The sequence below is a fragment of the Mycolicibacterium duvalii genome (assembly GCF_010726645.1).
In the GTDB taxonomy this organism is placed as follows: domain Bacteria; phylum Actinomycetota; class Actinomycetes; order Mycobacteriales; family Mycobacteriaceae; genus Mycobacterium; species Mycobacterium duvalii.
This window is the reverse complement of the sequence record NZ_AP022563.1, coordinates 371,426-397,065: the sequence shown is the minus strand read 5'-3', so window position 1 is coordinate 397,065 and position 25,640 is coordinate 371,426. Positions and strand designations below refer to the sequence as shown.

Below are 25,640 nucleotides of genomic sequence, written 5' to 3'. Positions count from 1 at the left end.
TTCAGGTCAGCGGCGCGACGACCCGGAGCCCGTACCGATCGTTGGTCAGGTACGCCGCCGACGGGATCGACCGCGCTGCCCTGTCCTCGGGCATGGTGATCAGCAGCGCGGAGAGACCGACGAGAAGCGACACCCCGCTGTGCACCACGTCCACGTCGGCAGGGATTTCGCCGCCATCGCCAGGCCCGCAGCAGTTCCTTGACGGCCACGAACGGGTGGCTAGACCACGCTTCCGAGGGCGGCCGCCTGGTGGTGAAGTTCAGCGCCAGGAAGTCCTTGAACAAACGCGCACCCAGTCGGCGGTCCACCTTTTCGAGCACCCTGAGCATCTCGTCCAGCGTGTCGCCGACGGTGTGGTCGGTGGCGACGAACCGCGTCAGTTCGGCTTCCCGGCTTCCTGCTGGTCGCGGTCTGCTTCTTGACCGCGACATTCCGGCCCGAGCGCGACCCCAAGCTCGTCAGCCTGCTCTATGACCTCGGAATGGTGTCCTACAACGGATCTCTGGGCTGCTTCTCGGCCGCCTACCTGGTCTTTGGGATCCGCGATTCCTCTACGAGAAGAACGAAATCTTCCCGAAAAGGTTCGCCTACGTGACCGTTTGGCAGATCGTCACCGAGGTGATGACCCGTTCGGCTTCGTGGCCCGGAGCGTGCTGGCGGGGCGGGCCGGTAACCACCGACAGGCCATCAAGCTGGTGTGCGCCAGCGGTTTTGGCGGTGCGCTGTTCATGGTGTTCAAAGGCTACGAGTGGTACGCGAAGATCACCGTCGGCCACACCAAAGCCGACCTGTTCTACGCCGTGATCACCGGCGTGCATCTGGTGTACGTGCTGGGCTGGCGGGGCTGGTCGCCGTGGTGTTCGTCATCTACCTGCTCTGAAGCGGCGTTCCGGTCACGCAGCAGCAATCTCGCCGGCACCCTGGCATGCCGCGATGAAGCTCTCCCACTGCTGGTCAGTGGGCCTGAGAAGGCCGGCGACCACATCAGAGTCGTCGAGTGCGAGGTGCGGAGCGATCCGACGGAGCACCGACGCGAAGTGCAGCGCCTCGCCTGCGGGACCCTCCGGGTCGCGTCCGTAGAGCCGCCCGCGCATCGCCTCCCGCACCGCATCGATATCGCGTCGGACATTCCGCGGCGGAACCCGCAAGGTGTCTCCACAGCGGTCCAGCTGCTCTTCATACCGGTCCTCCCAGAACTCGAAGTGCCAACCGGGCCACTGTTCGGGAAGTCGGTCGAGCACGCCGGTTTCATGCTCTGTCAGCCAGACTCCGATGGTCTTTCGTCGAGGGTCGGTATGTACGCCGGACGCGGGGTCGGTCTTAAGGGTCAGTTTGGCGCGTCCGCGACCAGGCAGCGCGTCGAGCAGAGACGGACCGTACATCTCGGGATGCCGATACTGTTCAAGAGGCCAGAACCGCACGCCGCCGTCGGTCGCGACCACGGAGACGATCTGGCAAGGCGAGTATCGATCGGCCGTCACGATGATCGGCGGCTCGTGCTCCCGAGGCGCGGGACAGCAGTCGAGTCCCACGTATGCCGCCAATTCACGTGTGCCGGCGAACGCCCATCCCACCTGGAACCCCGTCCACACGCAGGCCAGGGCCGGCAACAATATCCGTCGAAGGGATACCTGATCCATGAGATCGTCACCGAAGAACAACAGCCGGTGACGATCGAAGTCGATCAGCGCACCACCGGATTCTTCTGATACGCCGTAGAATTCGCGGTCGTCGGACCGCAGCAACGACGCGATGTGGCGCAGCGCGAGATCCGGACCGCCGATCAACATGTCGAGTATCCGCCGGCCTGCCCACGACCAGTCATATGCGTGCCAGTCGCCGTGCTCGACGACGACGATGTCTCCCCAGTGCTTCATCTCATCCCCTTCTCGCAGACACACCGTGTGGCGTGAACCGCCCCGGGGAGTCCGGAGACTTTTTGATTTGACGACTCAGCTGGCGGCTAGCCTCGTTTGTTGAGCGTAGTAGGCCGCCTCCAGCTCGGCTGGTGGGACGTCGCCGCAGTATTCGTAGAGCCGGCGGTGGTTGAACCAGTCGACCCAGCGGGCGGTCGCCAGCTCGACGTCCTCGACGGTGCGCCAGGGCTTGCCTGGTTTGATCAGCTCGGTCTTGTAGAGGCCGTTGATGGTCTCGGCGAGCGCGTTGTCATAGGAGCTTCCGACCGCACCGACCGACGGCTGAATACGCGCCTCGGCGAGCCGTTCGGTGAACCGGATGGACGTATATTGTGATCCTCGATCCGTATGGTGGACAACATCTTTCAAATCGAGGATGCCGTCTCGCTGACGTGTCCAGATGGCCTGCTCGATCGAGTCGAGCACCATCGTGGTCGCCATCGTCGATGCCACCCGCCAGCCCAGGATTCGGCGGGCATAGGCATCGGTGACAAACGCGACGTAGGCGAACCCCGACCAGGTTGACACATACGTCAGATCAGCCACCCACAACCGGTTCGGTGCGACCGGGCCGAAGCGGCGCCCGACCAGATCAGCCGGCCGCACCGCGCCCGCGTCAGTGATCGTGGTGGCTATGGCCTTGCCGCGCACCGCACCGCGCAGACCGAGTTCGGCCATCAGCCGCTCCACCGTGCAGCGGGCCACCTCAATGCCCTCCCGGTTGAGCGCCAGCCACACCTTGCGCGCCCGTAGACGCCGTAGTTCGCGCCGTGCGCCGGTTGACGTGGGCTTTGAGCGCCTCGTCGCGGACCTCGCGACGAGTGGGCTCACGCTCGAGATGCTCGTAGTACGTCGAGGGGGCGATCTGCACACCGAGCCCGACGAGCTCGCTACAGATCGACTGGACACCCCAGCGCAGACCATCAGGGCCCTCGCGGCGGCCCTGATGCTCAGCGATGAATCGACAGATCAGTGGTGTGGCCGGTCCAGCTCGGCCGCGAAGAAAGCCGACGCCGTCTTCAAGATCGCGTTGGCCCGCTTGAGCTCGGCGTTCTCCCGGCGCAGCTTCTTGAGCTCAGCGGACTCTTCGGTCGTGGTCCCCGGCCGGGCGCCGGCATCGACCTGGGCCTGGCCCACTTACGCACGGTCTCGGCTGTGCCGATCCCGAGCAGCCGGGCGACTTCGCCCATTGCTGCCCACTCCGACTCATGCTGATCGCTGATCTCGGCGACCATGCGCACCGCCCGCTCACGAAGCTCCGGCGGATACCTCCTCGACGAACCACCTGACATGACTCCATCCTTCCCAAGAAGTGGAGTCTCCGGACATGCCGGGGCGGTTCAGCGCGTCTCCTGCGGGTGAGTTTGCGACGGGGCTATGACATTTGTGAGTGCGGGTTCCTGCATTCTTACTGCCGTCACTTCACCGCTGGTCGGCAACTCGAAAAGATCATCGCTAAGGTCGAACAGGTGCAATCGGTAGCCCGGAACAGCGCCTCTCCCACGGCCAAACAGGCACTTTGACCGGCGGACGTCAGCGCCATCCTGACCGCTTGGCACAACGGCAACAACATCACTGCCATCAGCCGCACCTTCGGCTTCGATTACGGCACCGTCGCAAGTATCTACTCGCCGCGGACATCAACACCCGACGGAACCCGGCTCCAGGCGACCGCGGTCGCACCATCCTCGAGCTCCCCGCAGCGGCTAAGACTCTCCGCGAGATCGCTGGAGTTGCTGGATGCAGCCACTCGACGGCGTGGATGGCCACAGCTAACGACGCCACGGCTCAGCGAGTTAGAAGACACAACTTCCGATGTTCCTCGCCGAACAAAGCTGCCTTGTTCGCAACAAGCCTGTGTCCGGTGAGTTCTCGACCTAGTCCTAGCCGGCCGAGATTCATCAGGACACGCCACTTGATGGACATGGGTCTCGTGCACGACCCCCTTTAGGCTGCACACCGTTCGCGATGATTTAAGTAAGCAATTTCTGGTGCGGACGGTGGGACTCGAACCCACAAGTTCTTTCGAACACGGGCACCTAAAACCCGCGCGTTTTCCGATTTCGCCACGCCCGCAGCGAAGGCGATCGTATCAATGCAGACATGTCGGAGCCCGTCCGTAGCTTGTGAGCAACGAGCAGGGGAGTCCGTCGTGGCGAGATCCTTCCGAGACTTCGAGAACGTCCAGCGACTCATCGCCGCCGGACTGAACGACTGTGCCATCGCACGCCAGACCGGCATACCGAGGTCGACCGTTCGAGGGTGGCGTCACACTCCTCCGTCGAGTTTGACCCGCCCTCGTAGTTCAGCGTCGTCCTGCGGGCTACGCCATGAGTTCCAGACGCTACCGGGGCCGGCGTACGCGTACCTCCTTGGGATGTATTTGGGCGACGGTTGTATCTCGCGCGGCGGTCGAGCCTGGCGGCTTCGCATTGCTTGCGATACGAAGTACCCCCACATCGTTGAGCGCTGCCGCAACGCAATCGACCTTTTGATGCCGCGGCAACGCGCCGCGTTGGTCAACCGGAAGGAGAATTGCGTCGAGGTCAGCCAGTACTCCAAACACTGGCCCTGCTTGCTACCTCAACACGGGCCGGGCCGCAAGCACCTCCGCAAGATCGCTCTCGAACCATGGCAGGAGGAGATCGTCGACCGTGAAGCCGAGGAGTTCGTACTAGGGCTGATCCACAGCGACGGTTGCCGCGTGGTCGCCGACGACCGCGGTGTCCTCAGCGTCAGGTACCACTTCAGCAACCGGTCGGAGGACATTATTGGACTGTTCACCGCAGCACTGGACCACCTCGGCATCCCGTGGCGGCGATCGACCAAACACGTCGTATCCATCTATCGCAAAGAGGCAACGGCCCGTCTGGACGAATTCATCGGGCCCAAGGATGTCGCGGTACCGTTGAACGGTGTCCACTACACGGCGTAGAAGGCCGGCGCTCATCCTTCTGGTGACCGCCGCCTCCGTCGGCTGCCTGGCTCTGGCGTGGTGGCAGTGGGTCCGCTTCGAGTCCGGGGGCGGTAGCTTCCAGAACCTCGGTTACGCGATGCAGTGGCCGCTGTTCGCCGGTTTCTGCGTGTACGCCTACTTCAAGTTCGTCCGCTACGAAGAGGCCCCGCCCCAACCTCAGCCGAGCGACACCGTCACCGAGATTCCCGCCGGTCTGCTGCCCGACCGGCCCAAGGCGGCGACCAGGACCGATGACGATGCAGCCCTGCGCGAGTACAACGCCTACTTGGCCGAGCTGGCCACCGCCGACGCCGACCAGACGAAGCAGAAGACGACAGGAACCGGTACGTGACCGCACAAGACTCCCCCGCTCCCCTGATCCCCGTCGAAACCATCCGCAAAGCGCTGCTCGGCTACCGCGTGCTGGCGTGGGTGACCGGCATCTGGCTGATCGCGCTGTGCTACGAGATGGTGATGAAGTACGGGTTCGGTGACGACTCCCTGGGGTGGATCGCCGTCGTCCACGGCTGGGTGTACTTCGTCTACCTGCTGTTCACCGCTAACCTGGCGGTCAAGGTGCGCTGGCCGATCGCCAAGACCGTGGGGGTCCTGCTGGCCGGCACCATCCCGCTGGTCGGCATCGTCGTCGAGCATATCCAGACCCAGAAGATCAAAGAGCAATTCGGTATCGACACCGAGCCCGAATCGCGCGCGCACGACAGTGCTTGACCGGTGTCCGACCGCCGCGACCCCGCGCTGACCGGTCTGCGGGCCGTCGCCGCGCTGCTGGTCGTCGCGACCCACGCGGCGTTCGCGACCGGCTACCTGAACCACGGGTACCTGGGATCGATCTACGCCCGCCTCGAAGTCGGGGTCTCGATCTTCTTCGCGCTGTCGGGATTCCTGTTGTTCCGGCCCTGGGTCCGCGCTGCCGTCCGTGAAACCCTGCCCCCGGTGGCCCGCACCTATGCGCGGCGCCGGGTCCGCCGGATCGTGCCCGCCTATGTGGCGACCGTCTTGATCACCTTCACCGTCTACCTGTATTTCACTCCGGGCCCGAACCCGGGGCAGACCTGGCACGGCTTGTTGCGGTATCTGACCTTCACCCAGATCTACACCGACGACTACGTCACCACGTTGCTGCACCCCGGCCTGTCGCAGATGTGGAGCATGGCGGTGGAAGCCAGCTTCTACCTCGCACTGCCGGTCCTGGCCTGCGTCGTGGTGGGAGCGCGGTGGCGACCCCAACGCACGGTGGTGCTGCTGGCGATGCTGGCGGCGCTGACACCGACGTGGCTGATGCTCGCCGCAGCCACCGACCTGCTGCCCAACTCGGCAGGCATGTGGCTGCCTGGGCACTTCGCCAGCTTCGCCGGCGGCATGGTGCTGGCGGCGCTGCAACAGCGCGGGGCGCGCTGCCCGGCCATCGTGGCCGTACCCGCGGCTGCCGCCGCTTTCCTACTGGTCGCCACGCCGCTGGGCGGCGCCATCCTCGGTCCGGACCCGGTGTGGGTTCCCAGCGTCAAGGCGCTGCTGTTCGCAGCGGTCGCCACTTTGGCGCTGGCGCCCCTGGTGCTGGGCGGTGACAACTCTTACCGTCGGCTGCTGGCGAGCCGACCCGTGGTGTGGCTCGGCGAGATTTCCTACGAGATCTTCCTGCTGCACGTGGTCGTCATGGCCCTGGTCATGCACCTGGTGCTGGACTGGCCGTTGTTCACCGGGTCGATGCCCGGGCTGATCGCCGCCACGCTGGCCGGCACGATCCCCGCCGCGTGGCTGCTCCACCGGGTGACCGCGCCTCAGAACACCGTGCGCAGGGACGGCAGCAGCGCGGCCAGCGCCCGGCCGCGGTGGGAGACTGCGTCCTTCTCCTCGGGAGTCAGCTCGGCGGCGGTGCGATCAGAGCCGGTCGGCAAGAAAATCGGGTCGTAGCCGAATCCTCCGTCGCCACGGGGCGCGCGCACGATGTCGCCGGTCCAGCTGCCCCGCACCACCGCGCTGTCGCCCGGAGCAGGCCCGTAGACCAGGGCGCACGCGGACACGAACGCCGCACCGCGACGTTCGTCGGGCACCTCGGCCAGCTGCGCGAGTACCAGCGCCGTGTTGGCGACGTCGTCACCGTGCCGGCCTGCCCAGCGCGCGCTGAGGACACCCGGCATCCCGTTGAGGGCGTCGACCTCCAGACCGGAATCGTCGGCCACGGTCGGCACGCCCGTCGCGGCGAACGCGTCGCGGGCCTTGGCCATTGCGTTGTCCTCGAACGTCGCGCCGGTCTCGGGCGCTTCGTCGAATGACACCACGTCATCGAGGGACAGCAGCGTGACACCGGTCAGCCCAGCAGCGTCGAGAACCCGCTGGAGCTCGGCGAGCTTCTTGCGGTTGCGCGAAGCGACCAGCAGTTGCGGCATCGGAAGTCCGGACCGGTCAGCTACCGAACGCCTTCTTCGGCGGCTCGGAAGACTCCGGCAGCACGCCGGGATAGGGCAGTTCCAACGCCGTGCGCTGCACCTCGAACAACTGGTCGCACGCCGCCATCGCGGCGTCGAGCATCTTGTCCAGCGTTGACCTGGGGAACGTGGCGCCCTCGCCGGTGCCCTGGATCTCGACCAGGGTGCCGGTGTCGGTGGCCACGACGTTCATGTCGACCTCGGCGCGCGAGTCTTCGGTGTAGGGCAAATCGACGCGGATGCGTCCGTCGACCACACCGACGCTGACCGCGGCGATCGCACACGACAGCGGACGCGGGTCGTTCAGCTTGCCGGCCGCGGCCAGATACGTCACCGCGTCGGCCAGTGCCACATAGGCGCCGGTGATGGCTGCGGTGCGGGTGCCGCCGTCGGCCTGCAGCACATCGCAGTCGATGGCGATGGTGTTCTCCCCCAGCGCGGCCAGATCGATGCAGGCGCGCAGGGAGCGGCCGACCAGCCGGCTGATCTCCTGGGTGCGCCCGCCGACCCGGCCCTTGACCGACTCCCGGTCTGATCGGTCGTGCGTTGCGGCGGGCAGCATCGCGTACTCCGCGGTCAACCACCCCTGACCGGAGCCGCGGCGCCAGCGCGGCACCCCCTCGGTCACACTGGCGGTGCACATCACCCGCGTGTCGCCGAATTCGACCAGCACCGAACCGGCCGGGTGCGTGGTGAAGCCGCGGGTGATGGTGACCGGCCGCAACTCGTCGTCTTGGCGGCCGTCTTCTCGTGTGGACACGGCCCAACCCTAGCGGGTCGCCTCAGCGCGCCCCCGCGCGCGCGACCTCGAAGGTCTCGTTGCAGACGACGGCGTGCACCGGTCCGTCGAACTCGGCCTTGGCCTCGCTGATGACGTCCTCCCGCGAGGTCCACGGCGGGATGTGGGTCAGCAGCAATTCGGAAACCCCCGCGCGGGCGGCGGCGCGGCCGGCCTCGGCACCGGACAGGTGCAGGCGGGGCGGCCGATCCGGCGAGTCGGTCCAGGACGCCTCACACAGGAACACGTCTGCGTCGCGAGCCAGGTCGATGAGGGCGTCGCAGTACCCGGTGTCCCCGCTGTAGACCAACGTGGCGCCGGACGGATCGATGATGCGCATGCCGTAGGACTCGGTGGGATGGCACACCAGGCGCGGAACGATGGTCAGCGACCCGATCTCGACGGGCTCGTTGTCCACCCAGTGCCGGATGTCGAAGATGTCGGAGATGTCGTCGACCTCGCCGCCCTCCGGCGACGACGCCGCACCGAGCCGGGCCCACGTGTTGGCCGGGCCGTAGATGATGCCGCGGTCGGGCGCCGGAGTCGGGTGGTAGCGCCGCCACACGAACAGGCCCGGGAGGTCCAGACAGTGGTCGGCGTGCAGGTGCGACAGCAACACGTGCACCGAGTTCGGGTCAGCGTGGCGCTGCAGTGCGCCGAGCACACCGCCCCCGAAGTCCAGGACCAGCGGCGGCGTGTCGGGCGCGGTGACGAGATACCCCGACGCCGGCGAATCAGGGCCGACCACACTGCCGGAGCAACCCAGTACGGTGATTCGCACGCCCACTAGCTTGCCATGCCCGTAACGACTCTGACGAAAACATCGGCGCTTTGAGCGACTTTGACGGCAGATGTCACTGCTTGCCGCCGCCGAGACGCTGAACAGGACGCACCCCGTCCAGTGTCGGGCCCAAGAACCGGGCCGCCAGAGCGGTGAATGCGCCGGGATCGCCGGTGGCCTCGAACACCCTTCGTGGCGGTTGTCCGTCGCCAGGATGCGGCCGGAGCAAATCACGTTCGGTGAGGACGCGCAGCACGTCCTTCGCGGTCTCCTCGGCGCTCGACACCAACGTCACCGCGTCGCCCGTCACCAGCTGGATCAGCCCGGACAGCATCGGGTAGTGCGTGCATCCGAGGACCAGGGTGTCCACGCCGGCGCGCTGCAGCGGTTCGAGGTAGCCCTCGGCCAGACCCAGGACCTGTCTGCCGCTGGTCACCCCCCGCTCGACGAAGTCCACGAAGCGGGGACAGGCGACGGCGAACACCTCGATGTCGCGGGCCGCGGCGAAGGCGTCCTGATAGGCGCCCGACGCGATGGTCGCCGCGGTGCCGATGACCCCGATCCGGCCGTTGCGGGTGGTGGTGACCGCACGCCGCACCGCCGGCAGGATCACCTCGACGACGGGGACCGGGGCGTAGCGCTCGCGCGCATCCCGCAGGCACGCCGACGATGCGCTGTTGCAGGCGATGACCAACGCTTTGACCCCGCGCGCAGCCAAGTCGTCGCCGATCGCGAGCGCGTGGGCCCGTATCTCGGGCACCGTCAACGGACCGTACGGTCCGTTGCCGGTGTCTCCGACGTAGACGATGGCCTCGTCGGGCAGCTGGTCGATGATCGCGCGGGCCACGGTCAACCCGCCCACGCCCGAATCGAAGATCCCGATCGGCGCCTGCTGGTCGGCGGTCACGTGTTCAGCGATGGCGGCCGCACGGGGCGCCGCAACGCGCGTGTCTTGCGCTCGGGTCCGGACAGCAGGTAGGCGGCCAGCAGCCCGGCCGCGGCGCCGCTGAGGTGCCCTTGCCAGGACACCCCGAAAGTGCCGGGCAGCACGCCCAGCAGAATGCTGCCGTAGACGAAGAGCACCACCACGCCGACGACGATCTCCCACAGGTTGCGGGTGAAGAACCCGAACACGATGAGGAAGGTCAGCCACCCGAAGATCAGGCCGGACGCGCCGATGTGGTTGGTCTCGAGCACCACACCGTGATAGGTGGGGGCGCCGACGTTGCCGATGAGCCAGGTGCCGAGTCCCCCGCCGATCCAGATGATCGCTGTCGCCAGCAGGAAGCGCGACAGGCCGGCCAGCGTCATCAGGAAGCCGAGGACCAGCGCGGGGCCGGTGTTGGCGATCAGGTGCTCCCAGTTGGAGTGCAGCAGCGGCGCGAACAGTATTCCGCTCAGGCCGTCGGTCTCCAGCGGGCGTATCCCGTTGTCGTCGAGCTGGTGACCGAGCAGCGCATCGGTGATCTCGACGAGCCAGAGCAGCGCGACGAACGACACGATGATGGCTCCGCCGACAACCCAGGCGGGACGCTTCTGCGCGGCCGGACGCCCGGATGCGCCGGGGTGACCACCGGTGCCCGTCATGCCCAAAGCTGCCCTTCCAACGCGTCCTCTGCGTCATCCAGGCTACCGGCGTACGCACCCGTGGACAGATACTTCCAACCGGCGTCACACACGGTGAACGCGATGTCGGCACGCTCCCCCGCTTTGACGGCCTTGGCTGCCATGCCCAGCGCGGCATGCAGGATGGCGCCGGTGGAGATGCCGGCGAAGATGCCTTCGATCTGGACGAGTTCGCGGGTGCGACGGACCGCGTCGTAGGACCCCACCGCGAAGCGGGTGGTCAGAACGTCGGGGTCGTACAACTCGGGGATGAATCCCTCGTCGATGTTGCGCAGCGCGTACACGCCTTCGCCGTAACGGGGTTCGGCCGCCACGATCTGCACGCCCGGCACGTGCTCGCGCAGGAAGCGCCCGGTGCCCATCAGCGTTCCGGTGGTGCCCAACCCGGCGACGAAGTGGGTGATTTCGGGGAGGTCGGCGAGCAGCTCGGGTCCGGTGCCGTCGTAGTGCGCGGCCGCGTTGGCGGGGTTGCCGTACTGGTAGAGCATCACCCACGAGGGATGTTCGGCGGCAAGCTCTTTCGCGTAGGCCACTGCGGTGTTGGAACCGCCCTCGGCGGGCGAGAAGATGATACGGGCACCGTAGAGCTCCAGCAGTTGCCGTCGTTCGACAGAGGTGTTCTCCGGCATCACGCAGACGATCTGGTAACCCTTGAGCAGCGCCGCCATGGCCAGCGAGATTCCGGTGTTGCCGCTGGTGGGCTCCAGAATCGTCGCGCCCGGCTGCAGCCGTCCCGCGCGCTCGGCATCCTCGATCATCCGCAACGCCGGCCGGTCCTTGATGGAGCCGGTCGGGTTACGGTCCTCGAGCTTGGCCCACAGCCGGACGTGCGGAAGGCCCTCCTCGTCGTCCCAGCGGGGAGAGAGCCGCTGCAAGCCGACCAGCGGAGTGTTGCCCAGCGCTTCGAGAAGCGAGTTGTACCGCGTCATCGAGCCCGCTCAGCCGCCCGCGACGGCAGGCAGGATCGTCACCGTGTCCCCGTCGGAGACCTCGGTATCCAGCCCGCCCGAGAAGCGCACGTCCTCGTCGTTGACGTAGACGTTGACGAAGCGGTGCAACTTACCCGGGTTGGCGGGGTCGATCAGCCGCTCCGCGATGCCCGAGTAGTTGGCCTCCAGATCGGTGATCACCGCCTGCAGCGTGGTCCCCGAGGCGGTGACGCGCTTCTCGCCACCGGTGTGGGTGCGCAGGATGGTGGGGATGGACACAGAAACAGCCATGCAACGGTCTCCTTAAGACTCTTCAGTACTGCTCGACGATGGTGACGGGCTCCTCGGTGACGACCCCGTCCACGATGCGATAGCTACGCAGTTCGTGCTCGTCGGGGTCGCGGGTGGAGATCAACACGTAGTGGGCGTCCGGTTCGGACGCCAGATTGACGTCGGTGCGGCTCGGGTACGCCTCGGTGCCGGTATGCGAGTGGTAGATGACGACAGGGGCCTCGTCGGCGTCGTCCATCGCACGCCACACCTTCAATTGTTCACCGGAGTCGAACCGATAGAAGGTCGGCGAGCGTTCGGCGTTGGTCATCGCGATGAACCGCTCGGGACGATCCGACCCCTCCGGGCCGGCCAGCACCCCGCACGCCTCGTCTGGGTGGTCCGCGCGGGCGTGGGCGACCATCGCGTCGACCAGATCGGCGCGAATCACCAGCACAGTTGGGTTCCCTTCTCGTTTCCGACCCGTCGAACGGGTGTCACCCGAACGCTCCGGGCAACACGTCACGGTATGCCGGTATTCCGGCGGCGGCTTCGGCGGCCAGCACGCCGACGAGCACCGCACGGGCCAGGCAGTCCGCCGCCGCCGCGCCGACCTCTGTCATCAGTGACAGCTCCGGCGACATCGAGGCCGGGGTCGTCGGGTCCGGCACGACCTCCACGGCACCGGTGGCCAGCGCGAACACCGTATCGCCGTCGAGGGGCGTGTGACACGGCCGGATGGTGCGCGCCAGCCCGTCGTGCGCGGCGACCGCCACCCGCCGGCAGGCGGCCTTACTCATCGCCGCATCGGTGGCGACCACCGCGATCGTGGTGTTGAGCGGGCTGAGCTCGCCATGGCGATCGGCGTACGCGACGAGCTGATCGGTGGGCGGGGCCACCAGCGCGAACTCCTCGATGTGGGCGGCCGACCACGGCAATCCGGTGGCGGGGTCGACGACGTCACCGGCCGAGTTGACCACCACCAGGGCGCCGACGGTGACACCGGATTCCAGCGTCACCGATGCCGTCCCGACCCCACCCTTGAGCACACCGGCACGCGCGCCCACCCCGGCACCCACGGTCCCGATCGCCGCGTCACCGGCCGTGCTTTCGGCCGCGCGGTAACCGAACTGGGCGTCCGGTCGGCGCTGCCAACCGCCGACCGGCAGATCGAAGATCACCGCGGCGGGCACGATCGGCACCACGCCGCCGTCGAGTGCGACACCGCGCTGCTGCTCCTCCAGCCAGGTCATCACCCCGTCGGCGGCCGCCAGCCCGAAAGCGCTGCCCCCGGTCAGGACGACCGCGTCGACGTGCCGCACCGAGTTACTGGGTTCGAGCAGATCGGTCTCGCGTGTCCCCGGGGCGCCACCGCGGCCGTCCACGGCACCCACGGTTCCGGGCGGGGTCAGCACCACCGTGGTGCCGGTGGCCCACCCGGACCCCATCTGCGCATCGTCGTCGAGGCGGTGATGATGGCCCACACTGATGCCGGCCACATCGGTGATCGAGCCGCTCATCGGGACCCTCTGCTCTTCGCGCGAGCGCTCATCGGGACCCTCTGCTATTCGCGCGAGCGCTCATCGCGAATCCATCAGGCAGACCACCAGATACTCCTGCAGCACCGTCAGCCATTGATAGACATCGAGGTGTGCGGCCAGCGGGTGTTCGGGCGGCAACCGGTCGGGTCCCTCGGGCCCGATGTCGAGCATCGTGCCCAGCGCCAACCGCACGTCGTTGACGGCGGTGACCCAGGCCCCGGCCTGGTCCTCGGACAGCTCGACCTTGCCGCCGCCGGCCGGAAGAGTCTGCAGAAGACGTTGTGCAGCTTCACGTTTCGCATCGATGATGTCGGGCTCGTGCAGGCTGCGCAGAGCGCTGTTGAGGCTCTCGGCAGCACCCGTCCCCGCCGGGTGATCGGTGGCCGGCCGGTAGAAGTCGGGCAGGATCCGCTTCATCGTATCGTCTTGTGGGGCAACGGCATTCCCGGTGCGCATGCCGGTGATCTCGGAAAGTTCGTCCACGGGCGCCGACGACGCCCGGTCCTCGAGCATGCCGAGCATCGAGCTCACCAGGTTGCTCAGCAGTTCGGCTTCGTGGGGTTCCAGGGCGGATCGGAACCGCGGGCCCCGGGCACCGTCGACCCGCTTCCATTTACGCACAGCGGGTTAACGATCCTGTTGCAGCGTCGCCCACAGGCCCGCGGCGTGCAGTCTGGACACATCGGCTTCCATGGACTCCCGGCTGCCCGCCGACACCACTGCCCTGCCCTCGTGGTGGACCTGCATCATCAGCTTCGTGGCGTGCTGCTCGCTGTAGCCGAACAGCTTCTGGAAGACATAGGTCACGTAGGTCATCAGGTTCACCGGATCGTCCCAGACGATGGTGACCCACGGGGCGTCGGGGGCGACGTCCTCGTCGACGCCGGTGGCCGCTTCGTGCTCTTCGCGGGTTCCCGGTCGAGCTTTCGCCGGTGTAACCATGCGGGCAAGAATACCGGGGCCACACCGGGGTGCCGAACCGATACGGTTGGCCTGTGACTTCGTCGCCGCCGGCGCTGCTGACCGACAAATACGAGTTGACGATGCTCGCCGCGGCTCTGCGAGGCGGCACCGCGCACCGGCGCACGACGTTCGAGGTGTTCGCGCGCCGGTTGCCCGACGGCCGGCGTTACGGAGTCACCGCAGGTACCGCACGTCTAGCGGATGTACTGCAACAGTTTCGATTCGACTCCGGCATGCTCGACGAGCTGGCCGCGTTCTGCGACCAGGACACGCTGAACTATCTGGCCGACTACCGGTTCGCCGGGGACATGGACGGCTACCCCGAGGGTGAGCTGTACTTTCCGGGCTCGCCGGTGCTGTCCGTGCACGGCACGTTCGCCGAATGCGTAGTCCTCGAAACCCTGACGCTGTCGATCCTCAATCACGACAGCGCCGTCGCCTCGGCCGCCGCCCGCATGGTCAGCGCCGCCGAGGGGCGACCGCTGATCGAGATGGGTTCTCGGCGCACCCATGAGCAGGCCGCCGTCGCGGCCGCCCGTGCCGCCTACCTCGCCGGATTCGCCGGTTCGTCGAACTTGGCGGCCCAGCGCAGCCACGGCGTGCCGGCGCTGGGCACCAGTGCGCACGCGTTCACGCTGCTTCACACCACAACCAGGCAGGACCGTTCGGACTGGGAGAAGGCCGCATTCCGCGCTCAGGTCGCCGCGCTGGGCACCGACACCACCCTGCTGGTGGACACCTATGACATCACCGCCGGCGTCGCCCACGCGATCGAAGTCGGCGGTCCGCAGCTCGGCGCGGTGCGGATCGACTCCGGTGACCTCGGCGTGCTGGCCCGGCAGGTTCGCCGGCAGCTGGACTCGCTCGGCGCCACCGGCACCCGCATCGTGGTCTCCGGCGATCTCGACGAGTTCGGCATCGCCGCGCTGCGCGCCGAACCCGTGGACAGCTACGGCGTGGGGACCTCGGTGGTCACCGGATCCGGCGCGCCGACGGCAGGCATGGTCTACAAACTCGTCGAGGTCGACGGCATTCCGGTGGAGAAGCGCAGCACGCACAAGCAGTCCCACGGCGGACGCAAGCAGGCCGCCCGGCTGGCCAAAGCCTCCGGCACGGCGGTCGAGGAGGTCGTCTTCCCGGTGGATGAACCGCCGCAGACCCCCGCGGGGCTGATCGGACGCCCGCTGACCGTCCCGTTGGTCCGCAACGGCGAGCCGGTCGCCGACTTCACCCTCGCCGTCGCCCGCGAGCGGGTGGCCCGGGGCCTGACCGAGCTGCCGTGGAATGGGTTGAGCCTGTCCAAGGGCGATCCGGCCATCCCGACCCGCATCGTGCCGCCGGCGCGCGCCGGCACGGTCCGGTGACCGACGACGTCGCGCGGCTGCTGGCCACCGCGGTCGCCGCCGTGGGCGGAGCCGAACGGCCCGGCCAGATCGCCATGGCCGAGGCCGTCGCACAGGCTTTCCACAGCGGCGAGCACCTCGCGGTGCAGGCCGGCACCGGCACCGGGAAGTCCCTGGCCTACCTGGTGCCGGCGATCGCACACGCGCTGTCGGCCGAGCAGCCCGTCGTGGTGTCCACCGCCACGATTGCGCTGCAGCGTCAGCTCGTCGATCGTGACCTGCCCCGGCTGGCCGAGGCCCTGACGCCGGCACTGCCCCGCCGGCCCGACTTCGCGCTGCTGAAGGGACGCGGAAACTACCTGTGCCTGAACAAGATCCACAACGGAAGCGCCGGCCTGCCGGAGCCCGATGACGGGCCCCAGTCCGAGCTTTTCGCGCCGGTCGCAACCAGCGCCCTGGGCCGCGATGTGGCCCGGCTGACGGAGTGGTCCTCGAGTACCGACTCCGGCGACCGCGACGACCTCGCGCCCGGCGTACCCGACCGGTCGTGGGCGCAGGTGAGCGTATCGGCACGCGAATGCATCGGCGTCTCGCGCTGCCCGTTCGGCACCGATTGCTTCGCCGAGCGCGCCCGCGACCGCGCCGCCCGGGCCGATATCGTCGTCACCAACCACGCGTTGCTGGCGATAGACGCCATCGGCGGGGCCAACGTCCTGCCCGAACACGATCTGCTCGTCGTCGACGAGGCCCACGACCTCGTCGACCGGGTGACGTCCGCGGCGACGGCCGAGCTGTCCGCCCCCGCGCTCGGGGTCGCGCAGCGGCGTGCCGCGCGGATCATCGGCCCCGAATTGGCCGACCGGCTCGACGCGGCTGCGGCCACCTACTCCTCGGCCGTCTTCGACGCTCGCGACGGACGCATCGACGTGCTGGGCGAGGAGATGGCGACCTACCTGACAGTGTTGCGTGATGCGGCCCACGCGGCCCGCACGGCGGTCGACACCGCTCCCAACGATCCGAAGACCTCCGCGGCGCGCGCGGAGGCGTCCACGGCGCTGTCCGAAGTCGGCGACACCGCCGCCCGCATCCTGGATTCATTCGTGCCGGCGCTGCCCGACCGCACCGACGTGGTGTGGGTAGAGCACAGCGAGGATGCCAAAGCGGGCCGTCGGGCGGTGATGCGGGTGGCGCCGCTGTCGGTGTCGGGGCTGCTACGCAGCAGGGTGTTCGGCCGCGCCACCGCGGTGCTGACCTCGGCGACACTGACCATCGGGGGTAACTTCGACGCGATGGCCTCGGCCTGGGGGCTGGCCGGTGGGGACGAACCCGCGGTGCGGTGGCGCGGACTCGACGTCGGCTCCCCGTTCGACCATCCCCGCGCCGGAATCCTCTACGTCGCAGCCCATCTGCCGCCACCCGGGCGCGACGGAACCGGGTCGGCCGAACAGCTTGACGAGATCGCGGCACTGATCGCCGCCGCCGAAGGACGCACCCTCGGACTGTTCTCGTCCATGCGCGCCGCCCGGGCCGCCGCCGAGGTGATGCGGGAGCGGCTGGACAGCCCGGTGCTCTGCCAAGGCGAGGACACCACCGCCGCACTGGTGGCCCGCTTCGCCGCCGACGAGCGCACGTCACTGTTCGGCACGCTGTCGCTGTGGCAAGGCGTCGACGTCCCCGGCCCATCACTGTCATTGGTGCTGATCGACCGCATCCCCTTCCCGCGCCCCGATGACCCGCTGCTGACCGCTCGGCAACGGGCGGTCGCCGCCCGGGGCGGCAACGGCTTCATGGCGGTGGCGGCCACCCACGCCGCGCTGTTGCTGGCCCAGGGCGCCGGCCGGCTGCTCCGCCGCATCGACGATCGCGGCGTGGTGGCCGTCCTGGACTCTCGGATGGCCACCGCCCGCTACGGCGGATTTCTGCGAGCGTCGCTGCCACCGTTCTGGGCGACCACCGACGGTGCGGCGGTGCGGGCCGCGCTACGTCGACTCTGCGCCGTCGAGGCGACGGCGACCCGGGAAACAGCGGCCGGATGAGGTCACGGCGACTGGTCTGCGCGGTGGTGGCCGTGACGCTCGCGGCCACCGGATGCTCGACGACGCTCACCGGGCGGGCCGTCTCGGTGTTCGACGACCCGTTCTCGGTGGCGGGAATGCCGGCCACCGACGGACCCACCGGGCTGCGTCCGGATCCCGAACCGGCAACCCGGGCGGTCGAGGGCACCGACGGCAGCGATGTCGACCACATTGCCGGCCTCGCCGTCAGCGATGTCGAGGAGTTCTGGCACAGCGCCTATCCCGACACGTTCTCGGCCCCGTTCGTCCCGGTGGCGGCGGTGGTCTCCTGGGACGCCACCCGATTCGACGGAATCTTCTGCGGTGACACCACCTTCGCTCTGGTCAACGCCGCCTACTGCTACCCCGACCGGGCGCTGGGCTGGGACCGCAGCGCGATGCTTCCCGACCTGCAGCGCGCGTACGGCGACATGGGGGTGGCGATGGTGCTCGCCCACGAGTACGGCCACGCCGTGTCCCGGCTGTCCGGCCTGACGGACGACGCGAGCCAGACCCTTCTCGCCGAACAACAAGCCGACTGCTTCTCGGGCGCGTACCTGCGGTGGGTCGCCGAAGGCAATTCGCCGCGATTCACCCTCAACACCGGCGAAGGCTTGAACGCGGTGCTGGCCGGCGTCATCGCGTTCCGCGATCCGGTGCTCTACGAAGACGACCTCTACGCCGGTGTCGACGAACACGGCTCGGCTTTCGAGAGGCTCTCGGCGTTCCAGTTCGGCTTCACCGACGGCCCGTCGGCATGTGCATCGATCGACCTGCGCGAGATCGCCCAGCGTCGCGGTGATCTGCCGACGATGCTCGGCAGCGGGCAGACCGGCGAGTTGCCGGTGACCGAGTTCAGCGTGCACGCGTTCGCCGAGGCGATCAACGTCATCTTCGCGCCACGCCGACCACCCGCGGTGCGATTCGACTCCCGTCCGGTCCCCTGCGCCGACGTCCGCCCCAGCCCGCCGGTGTCCTTCTGCCCGACGACCAACAGCGTCGCCGTGGACCTCGAGGGACTCGTGGAACTCGGCGGCCAGGCCCACCTGCCCGAGCCGCACCTCCTCGCGACAGGCGACAACGTGGCCTACTCCGCGCTGGTCTCCCGTTTCATGCTGGCCCTGCAGCACGAACGCGGCGCGCGCCTCGATAGCGCGGCGGCCGCGCTGCGCACCGCCTGTCTGACCGGTGTGGCGACCGCGAAGATGGCCGCGGACCCGCACCCGTCCGGCGCCGACTCGGTGGTGCTGACCGCCGGCGATGTGGACGAAGCCGTCTCGGGCATCCTGACCAACGGCCTGGCCGCCAGCGACGTCAACGGCGACTCGGTGCCTGCCGGGTTCTCACGCATCGACGCGTTCCGCGTCGGAGTGCTCGGCGACACCGACCGCTGCTTCGCGCGGTTCGGCTGACCTCAGATCTTCTTCGTCACGCCGTACCAGGCAACGATCGCCTCACTCATGTCGGTGGTGCGGCTGAGGAAAGCGAAGGACCGGATGAACGACTCGCCGACGCAACCGTCGATCCGGACCCGGAAGTTGCTCACCATCACCCATGGCTCGGCGCCGGTGAATTCCTTCTTCGTCACCGAAACCACGTTGACCAGCCCGGGCTTCAGACCCACGGTGATACCGCCGGCGATGTTGGCGCCCACCCCGGGCACCAGGCCTTCCGGGAACGGGGAGATGAAGTCGGTGCCGATCAGCCCGATCGACGGGTTGATCCCCGCCGTACCGGTCAGCGAGACGCCGTTGGAAGTGCTCATGTCGATTCCGCAGCCGATCTCGTAGCCGACCTCGAGCATCCCTGCGGGGGGCTCGCCGTCGCCGGGTCCGGTCAGCGATCCGGTGTAAGTGCCGCCGACGACGTACTCCCGGGTCGACAACGCGGTGGTCAGCGGCGCTACCGGGGACTGGGTCTCGTCCTTGGCCGCCAGCTCCAGACGCCAGCCGTCCGGGGTCTCGGTCACCGCGGGCGGCGTCGACTCGACTGCCCCGTCGGGCGGCGGCGGGACGCCCTCGGCCGGGGCGGGCACGTCGACGGGTGCGGAGACCGGTTCGGCACCGGCCGGCGCGGAGAGCCATCCACTGAGCAGACCGCCGATCGCGAACACCGCGAGGGCGTGTCGCAGCACAACCCGAACCGTCACCTTGCATGCCCTTCCGATGGCCGAACAACCTTCGGAACCTACCGCGCGGGCTTCCCACACCGGACAGATACCGGCGAATGTCAATCTAGCCGGGCAACCGCACCACGAATCCGGCTTCAAGGGCGACCCAGACCCCGCCGCCGGCATCGACGGTCAATCCGTGCGGCTCACAATCCGGCGGCAGGTCGATGGTCACGATGTCGCCGTCTCCGCTGACCCGGGCAAGTTGGCCGGAGCCCCACAGGGTCACCCACACGCCGTCGGCCGGATCGGCGAGCACGGCGTGCGGCTTGCCGGGCAGTTCGATCTCCTGGACCGCGTCATCGAGCGGGATTCGGCCGAGCCGGTCGGCGAGGAACTCGGTGAACCACACGGCATCGTCATGGGTCATCGTGATGCCGACGGGACCCGAAGCGGGAGTAGGGGTGTCGCGCACGGTGAGAGCGCCCGCGAGGGTCAGCCGTCCGATCGCGCCGGCCTCGTTGAGGGTCACCCACAGCGCGTCGTCCGGTCCGGTGACGATCATCGCCGGCCCGCCGGGCACCGGGTGCTCGGCGAGCAGCGCGCCCTCGGCCGAGAGTCGGCCGACCGCATCCGCCGCGCTCATGGTGAACCACAGCGCGCCGTCGGGTCCGGTGGTGATGCCGTAGGGGCGACTGCCCGGACGCAGGTCGAACGCGCTGAGCTCACCGGCGGTGGTGATGCGTCCGATGCGGTCGTCCCCGGACCGGGTGAACCACAGCGCGCCGTCCGGGCCCGCGGTGATCTGCGCCGGGCGGCTGTCAGGGGCGACCGGGTACACCGTCACCGCACCGGCCTCGGTCACCCGCGCGATCGCACCGGTGTGCGCCAGCGTCACCCACACCGCGCCGTCGGATCCCGCCGCGAGCGCGTACGGTCCCCCGTCGAGGGCGACCTGCAGCGGCGCTGTCACGCGAACGTCACGAGCCCCAGCTCGGTGGGGCCGGCCAGCAACCGATGGTGCGGCAGCACCCGGACGGCGTATCCGACTGAACCGGTGACCGGCAACGGCGCGGTGGCGGTGAAGCTCGCCCGGCCACCGTCTGCGGTGCCGACGTGGGTCATCGGTACCGTCACCGGGTCGATCAGGGTGTCGCCTGCGTCGACGCGACCCAGCAACGCCTGCACCGCCACCTCGTCGGCGTTGAGACCGTCGAGGTGCACCAGTGCCGTCAGCGTCAACTCCGAACCCAACAGCGGGGTGTCCGGCAGTCCCGAGCTGTCCACGTCGGAGATGCGCACATGCGCCCACGCCCGCTCGACGCGGCGCCGAAAGTCGGCGAGTTCCTGCGCAGCGCCGAAAGGGACGTCGAACTTCGGCGAGGAGCGCCCCGGCTCGACCGAGCGGCGCAACGACCGCGCGGCGGGCAGGTAGTACTTCTCGGTGTAATCCCGCACCATCCGCGACGCCAGTACCTTGGGGCCGAGCACCTCGAGGGTGTGCCGGACCATCTCCACCCACCGCACCGGAATGCCGTGCTCGTCGCGGTCGTAGAACCGGGACACCACGGCATGTTCCAGGACGTCGTAGAGCGCCGCGGCCTCCAGATCGTCGCGCCGGTTCTCGTCGGTCAAACCGTCCGCGGTCGGGATCTCCCAGCCATTGTCCCCGTCGAACCACTCGTCCCACCACCCGTCGCGGATCGACAGGTTCAGCCCGCCGTTGAGCGCGCTCTTCATGCCCGACGTGCCGCAGGCCTCCAGCGGCCGCAACGGGTTGTTGAGCCACACGTCGCAACCGTGGTAGAGCTTGCGAGCCATCGACATGTCGTAGTCGGGCAGGAACGCGATGCGATGACGCAGATCCTCCCGGTCGGCGAACCGGACGATCTGCTGGATCAACGCCTTGCCGGCCTCGTCGGCAGGATGAGACTTACCGGCGACGATCAACTGCACCGGACGCTCCGGATCGAGCAGCAGTCGGGCCAGCCGCTCCGGATCGCGCAGCATCAACGTCAGCCGCTTGTAGGTGGGCACTCGGCGGGCGAACCCGATTGTCAGCACCGACGGATCGAATGCGGTTGCGGTCCAACCCAATTCCACCGACGGGGCACCCCGCTCCAACCAGGAGCGGCGGAGCCGGGCCCGGACGTCGTCGATCAGCTCCGCGCGCAGCTGGGACCGGATCCACCACAGGTGGCCTGGATCGACGCGGTTGAGCCCCTTCCATGTCTCGGGCTCGCGCAACGTCGTGAGGTCCTCGCTGCCGAGCAGCTCGCGACCCAGCTCCAGCCATTGCGGAGCCGCCCACGTCGGCGCATGCACCCCGTTGGTGATCGAGCCGATGGGCACCTCGACAGCGTCGAAACCCGGCCACAGATCGTTGAACATCTCGCGGCTGACCCGGCCGTGCAGCAGCGACACCCCGTTGGCGCGCTGCGCCAGCCGCAACCCCATATGCGCCATGTTGAACTTCGTCGGGTCGTCCTCGGCGCCGAAGGCCAGGATGCGGTCCAGCGGCACGCCGGGCAGCAGACGGGACCCCACCGCGCCGGCTTCCGGACCGAAGTAGCGCTCCACCAACTCCAGCGGGAAGCGGTCGATGCCCGCGGGCACCGGGGTGTGGGTGGTGAAGACCGTCGAGGCCCGCACCACGGTCAGCGCGGTGTCGAAGTCCAGGCCGGCCTCGATGAACTCGCGGATGCGCTCGGCGCCGAGGAAGCCGGCGTGGCCCTCGTTCATATGGAAGACCTCGGGCGCGGGCAGCCCCTCGAGCGCGGTGAACGCGCGGATCGCACGGACCCCGCCGATGCCGGCCAGGATCTCCTGCCGCATCCGGTGTTCCTGATCACCGCCGTAGAGCCGGTCGGTCACGCCGCGCAGGTCGTGGTCGTTGTCCGGGATGTCCGAATCGAGCAGCAGCAACGGGATTCGGCCAACCTGCGCGACCCAGATGCGTGCGTACAGAATCGCGCCGCCGGGCAGCGCGAGGTCGATCAGCACCGCCTTGCCGTCGGCGCCGACCAGCAACCGCAGCGGCAGGCCCTGAGGATCGAGGTGCGGATAGTTCTCGTGCTGCCAGCCGTCGGCGGTCAGCGACTGCCGGAAGTAACCCGAGCCGTAGTGCAGTCCGACCGCGATCAGCGGCAGCCCAAGGTCCGACGCGGACTTGAGGTGGTCGCCGGCGAGTATGCCCAGGCCACCGGAGTAGTTGGGCAGCACCTCGACGACACCGAATTCCATCGAGAAGTACGCGATGCCGTGCGGCAGAACGCCGTCGTGCTGATCTGCGTCCGGGCCGCCGCTCGCTGCGCCCAGCTGCTGGTACCACAGGGGTCGGGTCAGGTAGTCGTCGAGGTCGGCGGCCAGATCGTCGAGCCGGGTGACGAACGAGTCGTCGGCGGCGAGCTGCTGCAGCCGCGCCGGGCTGACTTGTCCGAGCAGACCGACCGGGTCGGCGCCGACGGTCTCCCAAAGCTGCGGATCGATGGCCTCGAACAGATCCTGGGTGGGCTTGTCCCACGACCAACGAAGATTGACCGAGAGCCGCTCGAGCGCAGCCAGCCGGTCGGGAAGGTGAGCGCGGACGGTGAACCTGCGGAGGGCCTTCACGCGAGTTCACCTTACTGACGCGGGCCCGGCGATGGGCCGGTCGTCACCTTTTTCCGTGCCGCTGGGGGGCCGGCCCGCAGCCTTCCCGATGCACTCCGGAAGGTTGAGCGCCACACTACGGTGGGTATAGGCGGCGCAGGGGTGTCGCGCCGGGCACCGAAGGCGTGCGTGACTCGAGCGGCGCGCCCCACACGACGGACGAGCTGTAGGGAGTGGTGGCCAGTGACCGCCGGTCGGATCGAGATCGACGACGTAGCACCGGTGGTGTCCGGCGGGCGGTTTCCCGCCAAAGCCGTCGTCGGCGAAGTCGTGCCGGTCAGCGCCACGGTGTGGCGCGAAGGCCACGACGCGGTGTCGGCCACCTTGGTGGTGCGCTACCACGGCGTCTCCTATCCACCGTTGGCCGACGAACCTCCGGGCCGGGTGCGCTCTCCCGAGGCCGTCCCGATCGAGGATGTGGTGACCACGTCGGCGCGGGTGCGGCCGAGCGCGCTTCCGATGGCGCCGGGCCGCACACCCGATGTATTCCACGGTCAGTTCTCCCCCGACGCGGTCGGCCTGTGGACGTTCCGGGTCGACGGGTGGGGCGACCCGTTGGCCACCTGGCGCAAGAACGTGACCGCCAAGCTCGAGGCCGGCCAGAGCGAGGGCGAACTCAACAACGACCTGTTGGTCGGCGCCAAGCTTCTCGAGCGCGCCGCCACCGGTGTGCCGCGCCAGGACCGCTATCCGCTGGCCGAAGCCGCGGCCCAACTGCGCGAACCGGGCGACCCGTTCTACCGCGCCGGCGCCGCGCTGGCGCCCGAGCTGATCGAGTTGACCGACCAGTATCCGCTGCGTGAATTCCTGACCCGCGGCCAGCAGTACGGCATCTGGGTGGATCGACCGCTGGCCCGCTTCAGTTCCTGGTACGAGTTCTTTCCCCGCTCCACCGGTGGGTGGGACAGTGCCGGCCATCCCGTGCACGGCACGTTCGCCACCGCCGCCAAGGCGCTGCCCCGGGTCGCCCGGATGGGCTTCGACATCGCCTATCTGCCTCCGATCCACCCGATCGGCAAGGTGCACCGCAAGGGTCGCAACAACAGCGTCACCGCGGGCCCGCACGACGTCGGCTCACCGTGGGCGATCGGCAGCGACGAAGGGGGTCACGACGCCGTTCACCCCGACCTCGGCACCATCGACGACTTCGACGACTTCGTCGCCGCGGCGCGAGACGAGGGGCTCGAGGTCGCGCTCGATCTCGCGCTGCAGTGCGCACCCGACCACCCCTGGGCCCGCGAGCATCCGGAATGGTTCACGGTGCTACCCGATGGAACCATCGCCTATGCCGAGAACCCCCCGAAGAAGTATCAGGACATCTACCCGCTGAACTTCGACAACGACCCGGCCGGCCTCTACGAGGAGGTACTGCGGGTCGTGAAATACTGGGTCGCGCACGGCGTCAAGGTGTTTCGGGTGGACAATCCGCACACCAAGCCGCCGAACTTCTGGGCCTGGTTGATCGGCGAGGTCAAGAACATCGATCCCGACGTGTTGTTCCTCTCGGAGGCGTTCACCCGGCCCGCGCGGCTGTTCGGGCTGGCCAAACTCGGGTTCACGCAGTCCTACACGTACTTCACCTGGCGCACCGCGAAGTGGGAGATCACCGAGTTCGGTCAGCAGCTGGCCGAACACGCCGACCACGCACGCCAGAGCCTGTGGGTCAACACGCCGGACATCCTCCACGAGAGTCTGCAGCACGGCGGCCCGGGCATGTTCGCGATCCGGGCCGTGCTGGCCGCCACGATGAGCCCCACGTGGGGGATGTACTCCGGCTACGAGCTCTACGAACACCGTGCTCTCCGCGAAGGTAGCGAGGAATACCTCAACTCCGAGAAGTACGAGTTGCGGCCGCGCGACTTCGACGCCGCGCTGGCCGACGGCGAGTCCCTGGAACCCTTCATCACCCGCCTCAACGAGATTCGTCGGGTCCATCCCGCGCTGCAGCAGATGCGCACCATCACCTTCCACCACATCGACAACGACGCACTGCTGGCCTACAGCAAGTTCGACCCGGTCTCCGGCGACCAGGTCCTCGTGGTGGTGACCCTCAACCCGTTCGGCACCGAGGAAGGCACGCTGTGGCTCGATATGAGTGCGCTGGGCATGGAGGAACAGGACCGGTTCTGGGTACGCGACGAAATCACCGGAGAGGAATACCAGTGGGGCCACGGCAATTACGTGCGCCTCGAACCGGCCCGTGCGGTGGCCCACGTCCTGAACATGCCCCAGATTCCCGCCGACCAACGACTGAACCTGCTGCGTAGGGAGTGAC

At 68.4% G+C, this 25,640-nt stretch carries 23 protein-coding genes, 1 tRNA gene and 3 pseudogenes; 9 read left to right on the top strand and 18 right to left on the bottom strand.

Annotated elements, in window-relative coordinates; genetic code table 11:
* Nucleotide 1: 1 nt before the first annotated feature.
* Nucleotides 2-154 carry a hypothetical protein gene (locus G6N31_RS01930; protein WP_163721996.1) on the bottom strand — a complete coding sequence of 51 codons (153 nt, stop codon included), beginning with the start codon at nt 152-154 and terminating at the stop codon, nt 2-4.
* A 231-nt stretch (nt 155-385) separates the two neighbouring features.
* Here G6N31_RS01930 and G6N31_RS27800 point away from each other — a divergent pair.
* A pseudogene (locus G6N31_RS27800) lies at nt 386-804 on the top strand (hypothetical protein); the annotation flags it as partial.
* An 89-nt stretch (nt 805-893) separates the two neighbouring features.
* Here the strand turns inward: G6N31_RS27800 and G6N31_RS01915 are convergent.
* The 3 genes and pseudogenes from G6N31_RS01915 to G6N31_RS01905 all read right to left on the bottom strand — a co-directional run bounded on the left by G6N31_RS01915 (nt 894) and on the right by G6N31_RS01905 (nt 3,992).
* Complete coding sequence (locus tag G6N31_RS01915; protein ID WP_098004815.1) at nt 894-1,877, bottom strand: hypothetical protein; 984 nt, start codon at nt 1,875-1,877, stop codon at nt 894-896.
* 75 nt (nt 1,878-1,952) lie between these two features.
* Nucleotides 1,953-3,208: pseudogene (locus G6N31_RS01910) on the bottom strand (IS3 family transposase).
* A 697-nt stretch (nt 3,209-3,905) separates the two neighbouring features.
* Nucleotides 3,906-3,992, bottom strand: a tRNA-Leu gene (locus G6N31_RS01905).
* 418 nt (nt 3,993-4,410) lie between these two features.
* Between G6N31_RS01905 and G6N31_RS27285 the strand changes: the two genes are divergently transcribed.
* The 4 genes and pseudogenes from G6N31_RS27285 to G6N31_RS01885 all read left to right on the top strand — a co-directional run.
* Nucleotides 4,411-4,851 (top strand): hypothetical protein, encoded by a 441-nt coding sequence (locus tag G6N31_RS27285; protein ID WP_234815459.1) that lies wholly within the window; start codon nt 4,411-4,413, stop codon nt 4,849-4,851.
* Complete coding sequence (locus G6N31_RS01895; RefSeq protein ID WP_098005420.1) at nt 4,832-5,224, top strand: hypothetical protein; 393 nt, start codon at nt 4,832-4,834, stop codon at nt 5,222-5,224. The genes G6N31_RS27285 and G6N31_RS01895 overlap by 20 nt, the downstream gene beginning before the upstream one ends.
* The gene (locus G6N31_RS01890; RefSeq protein WP_098005422.1) at nt 5,221-5,601 is read left to right on the top strand and encodes a DUF3817 domain-containing protein; all 381 of its coding nucleotides are present in this window, start codon (nt 5,221-5,223) and stop codon (nt 5,599-5,601) included. The genes G6N31_RS01895 and G6N31_RS01890 overlap by 4 nt, the downstream gene beginning before the upstream one ends.
* Before the next feature lie 3 nt (nt 5,602-5,604).
* Nucleotides 5,605-6,597, top strand: a pseudogene (locus G6N31_RS01885) (acyltransferase family protein); the annotation flags it as partial.
* A 74-nt stretch (nt 6,598-6,671) separates the two neighbouring features.
* Here the strand turns inward: G6N31_RS01885 and rdgB are convergent.
* The 11 genes from rdgB to clpS form a co-directional block, all read right to left on the bottom strand.
* Nucleotides 6,672-7,280, bottom strand: a complete 609-nt coding sequence (gene rdgB, locus G6N31_RS01880) for an RdgB/HAM1 family non-canonical purine NTP pyrophosphatase (RefSeq protein ID WP_098005424.1) — start codon at nt 7,278-7,280, stop codon at nt 6,672-6,674.
* Nucleotides 7,281-7,296: 16 nt separating this feature from the next.
* Entirely contained in the window at nt 7,297-8,079 is a 783-nt protein-coding gene (gene rph, locus G6N31_RS01875) for a ribonuclease PH (RefSeq protein ID WP_098005427.1), read from the bottom strand.
* A gap of 22 nt (nt 8,080-8,101) precedes the next feature.
* Nucleotides 8,102-8,884: a cyclic nucleotide-degrading phosphodiesterase gene (locus G6N31_RS01870; protein ID WP_098005429.1), complete on the bottom strand. Its 783-nt coding sequence runs from the start codon at nt 8,882-8,884 to the stop codon at nt 8,102-8,104.
* Nucleotides 8,885-8,951: 67 nt separating this feature from the next.
* Entirely contained in the window at nt 8,952-9,785 is an 834-nt protein-coding gene (murI, locus tag G6N31_RS01865) for a glutamate racemase (RefSeq protein ID WP_098005431.1), read from the bottom strand.
* Nucleotides 9,782-10,471 (bottom strand): rhomboid family intramembrane serine protease, encoded by a 690-nt coding sequence (locus G6N31_RS01860; RefSeq protein WP_420091210.1) that lies wholly within the window; start codon nt 10,469-10,471, stop codon nt 9,782-9,784. The genes murI and G6N31_RS01860 overlap by 4 nt, the downstream gene beginning before the upstream one ends.
* Nucleotides 10,462-11,433, bottom strand: a complete 972-nt coding sequence (locus tag G6N31_RS01855) for a PLP-dependent cysteine synthase family protein (RefSeq protein WP_098005435.1) — start codon at nt 11,431-11,433, stop codon at nt 10,462-10,464. Before G6N31_RS01855 ends, G6N31_RS01860 begins: the two co-directional genes overlap by 10 nt.
* A gap of 9 nt (nt 11,434-11,442) precedes the next feature.
* On the bottom strand, nt 11,443-11,724 hold the full coding sequence (locus tag G6N31_RS01850; protein ID WP_098005437.1) for a MoaD/ThiS family protein: 282 nt from the start codon (nt 11,722-11,724) through the stop codon (nt 11,443-11,445).
* Between the two features lie 22 nt (nt 11,725-11,746).
* Complete coding sequence (locus tag G6N31_RS01845; protein WP_234815463.1) at nt 11,747-12,127, bottom strand: M67 family metallopeptidase; 381 nt, start codon at nt 12,125-12,127, stop codon at nt 11,747-11,749.
* 73 nt (nt 12,128-12,200) lie between these two features.
* Complete coding sequence (locus G6N31_RS01840) at nt 12,201-13,223, bottom strand: P1 family peptidase (RefSeq protein ID WP_098005441.1); 1,023 nt, start codon at nt 13,221-13,223, stop codon at nt 12,201-12,203.
* Between the two features lie 60 nt (nt 13,224-13,283).
* Nucleotides 13,284-13,865 (bottom strand): oxidative stress transcriptional regulator AosR, encoded by a 582-nt coding sequence (gene aosR, locus G6N31_RS01835; RefSeq protein ID WP_098005443.1) that lies wholly within the window; start codon nt 13,863-13,865, stop codon nt 13,284-13,286.
* 6 nt (nt 13,866-13,871) lie between these two features.
* Nucleotides 13,872-14,186: an ATP-dependent Clp protease adapter ClpS gene (gene clpS / locus G6N31_RS01830; protein WP_098005445.1), complete on the bottom strand. Its 315-nt coding sequence runs from the start codon at nt 14,184-14,186 to the stop codon at nt 13,872-13,874.
* Nucleotides 14,187-14,287: 101 nt separating this feature from the next.
* Here clpS and G6N31_RS01825 point away from each other — a divergent pair, with 101 nt between their 5' ends.
* The 3 genes from G6N31_RS01825 to G6N31_RS01815 are packed head-to-tail and all read left to right on the top strand — an operon-like array spanning nt 14,288 to nt 19,016.
* Nucleotides 14,288-15,571 (top strand): nicotinate phosphoribosyltransferase, encoded by a 1,284-nt coding sequence (locus G6N31_RS01825; protein WP_234815464.1) that lies wholly within the window; start codon nt 14,288-14,290, stop codon nt 15,569-15,571.
* Nucleotides 15,568-17,586, top strand: coding sequence for an ATP-dependent DNA helicase (locus G6N31_RS01820; protein ID WP_234815460.1), 2,019 nt, complete (start codon nt 15,568-15,570; stop codon nt 17,584-17,586). The genes G6N31_RS01825 and G6N31_RS01820 overlap by 4 nt, the downstream gene beginning before the upstream one ends.
* Complete coding sequence (locus G6N31_RS01815) at nt 17,583-19,016, top strand: neutral zinc metallopeptidase (protein ID WP_098005449.1); 1,434 nt, start codon at nt 17,583-17,585, stop codon at nt 19,014-19,016. Before G6N31_RS01820 ends, G6N31_RS01815 begins: the two co-directional genes overlap by 4 nt.
* 2 nt (nt 19,017-19,018) lie before the next feature.
* Here the strand turns inward: G6N31_RS01815 and G6N31_RS01810 are convergent, their stop codons facing one another.
* The 3 genes from G6N31_RS01810 to glgP form a co-directional block, all read right to left on the bottom strand.
* Complete coding sequence (locus G6N31_RS01810) at nt 19,019-19,753, bottom strand: MspA family porin (RefSeq protein WP_234815461.1); 735 nt, start codon at nt 19,751-19,753, stop codon at nt 19,019-19,021.
* A gap of 85 nt (nt 19,754-19,838) precedes the next feature.
* The gene (locus tag G6N31_RS01805; RefSeq protein WP_098005453.1) at nt 19,839-20,687 is read right to left on the bottom strand and encodes a Vgb family protein; all 849 of its coding nucleotides are present in this window, start codon (nt 20,685-20,687) and stop codon (nt 19,839-19,841) included.
* Complete coding sequence (gene glgP / locus G6N31_RS01800; protein ID WP_098005455.1) at nt 20,684-23,326, bottom strand: alpha-glucan family phosphorylase; 2,643 nt, start codon at nt 23,324-23,326, stop codon at nt 20,684-20,686. The genes G6N31_RS01805 and glgP overlap by 4 nt, the downstream gene beginning before the upstream one ends.
* Before the next feature lie 222 nt (nt 23,327-23,548).
* Between glgP and G6N31_RS01795 the strand changes: the two genes are divergently transcribed.
* Entirely contained in the window at nt 23,549-25,639 is a 2,091-nt protein-coding gene (locus G6N31_RS01795; protein ID WP_098005457.1) for an alpha-1,4-glucan--maltose-1-phosphate maltosyltransferase, read from the top strand.
* Nucleotide 25,640 lies beyond the last annotated feature (1 nt).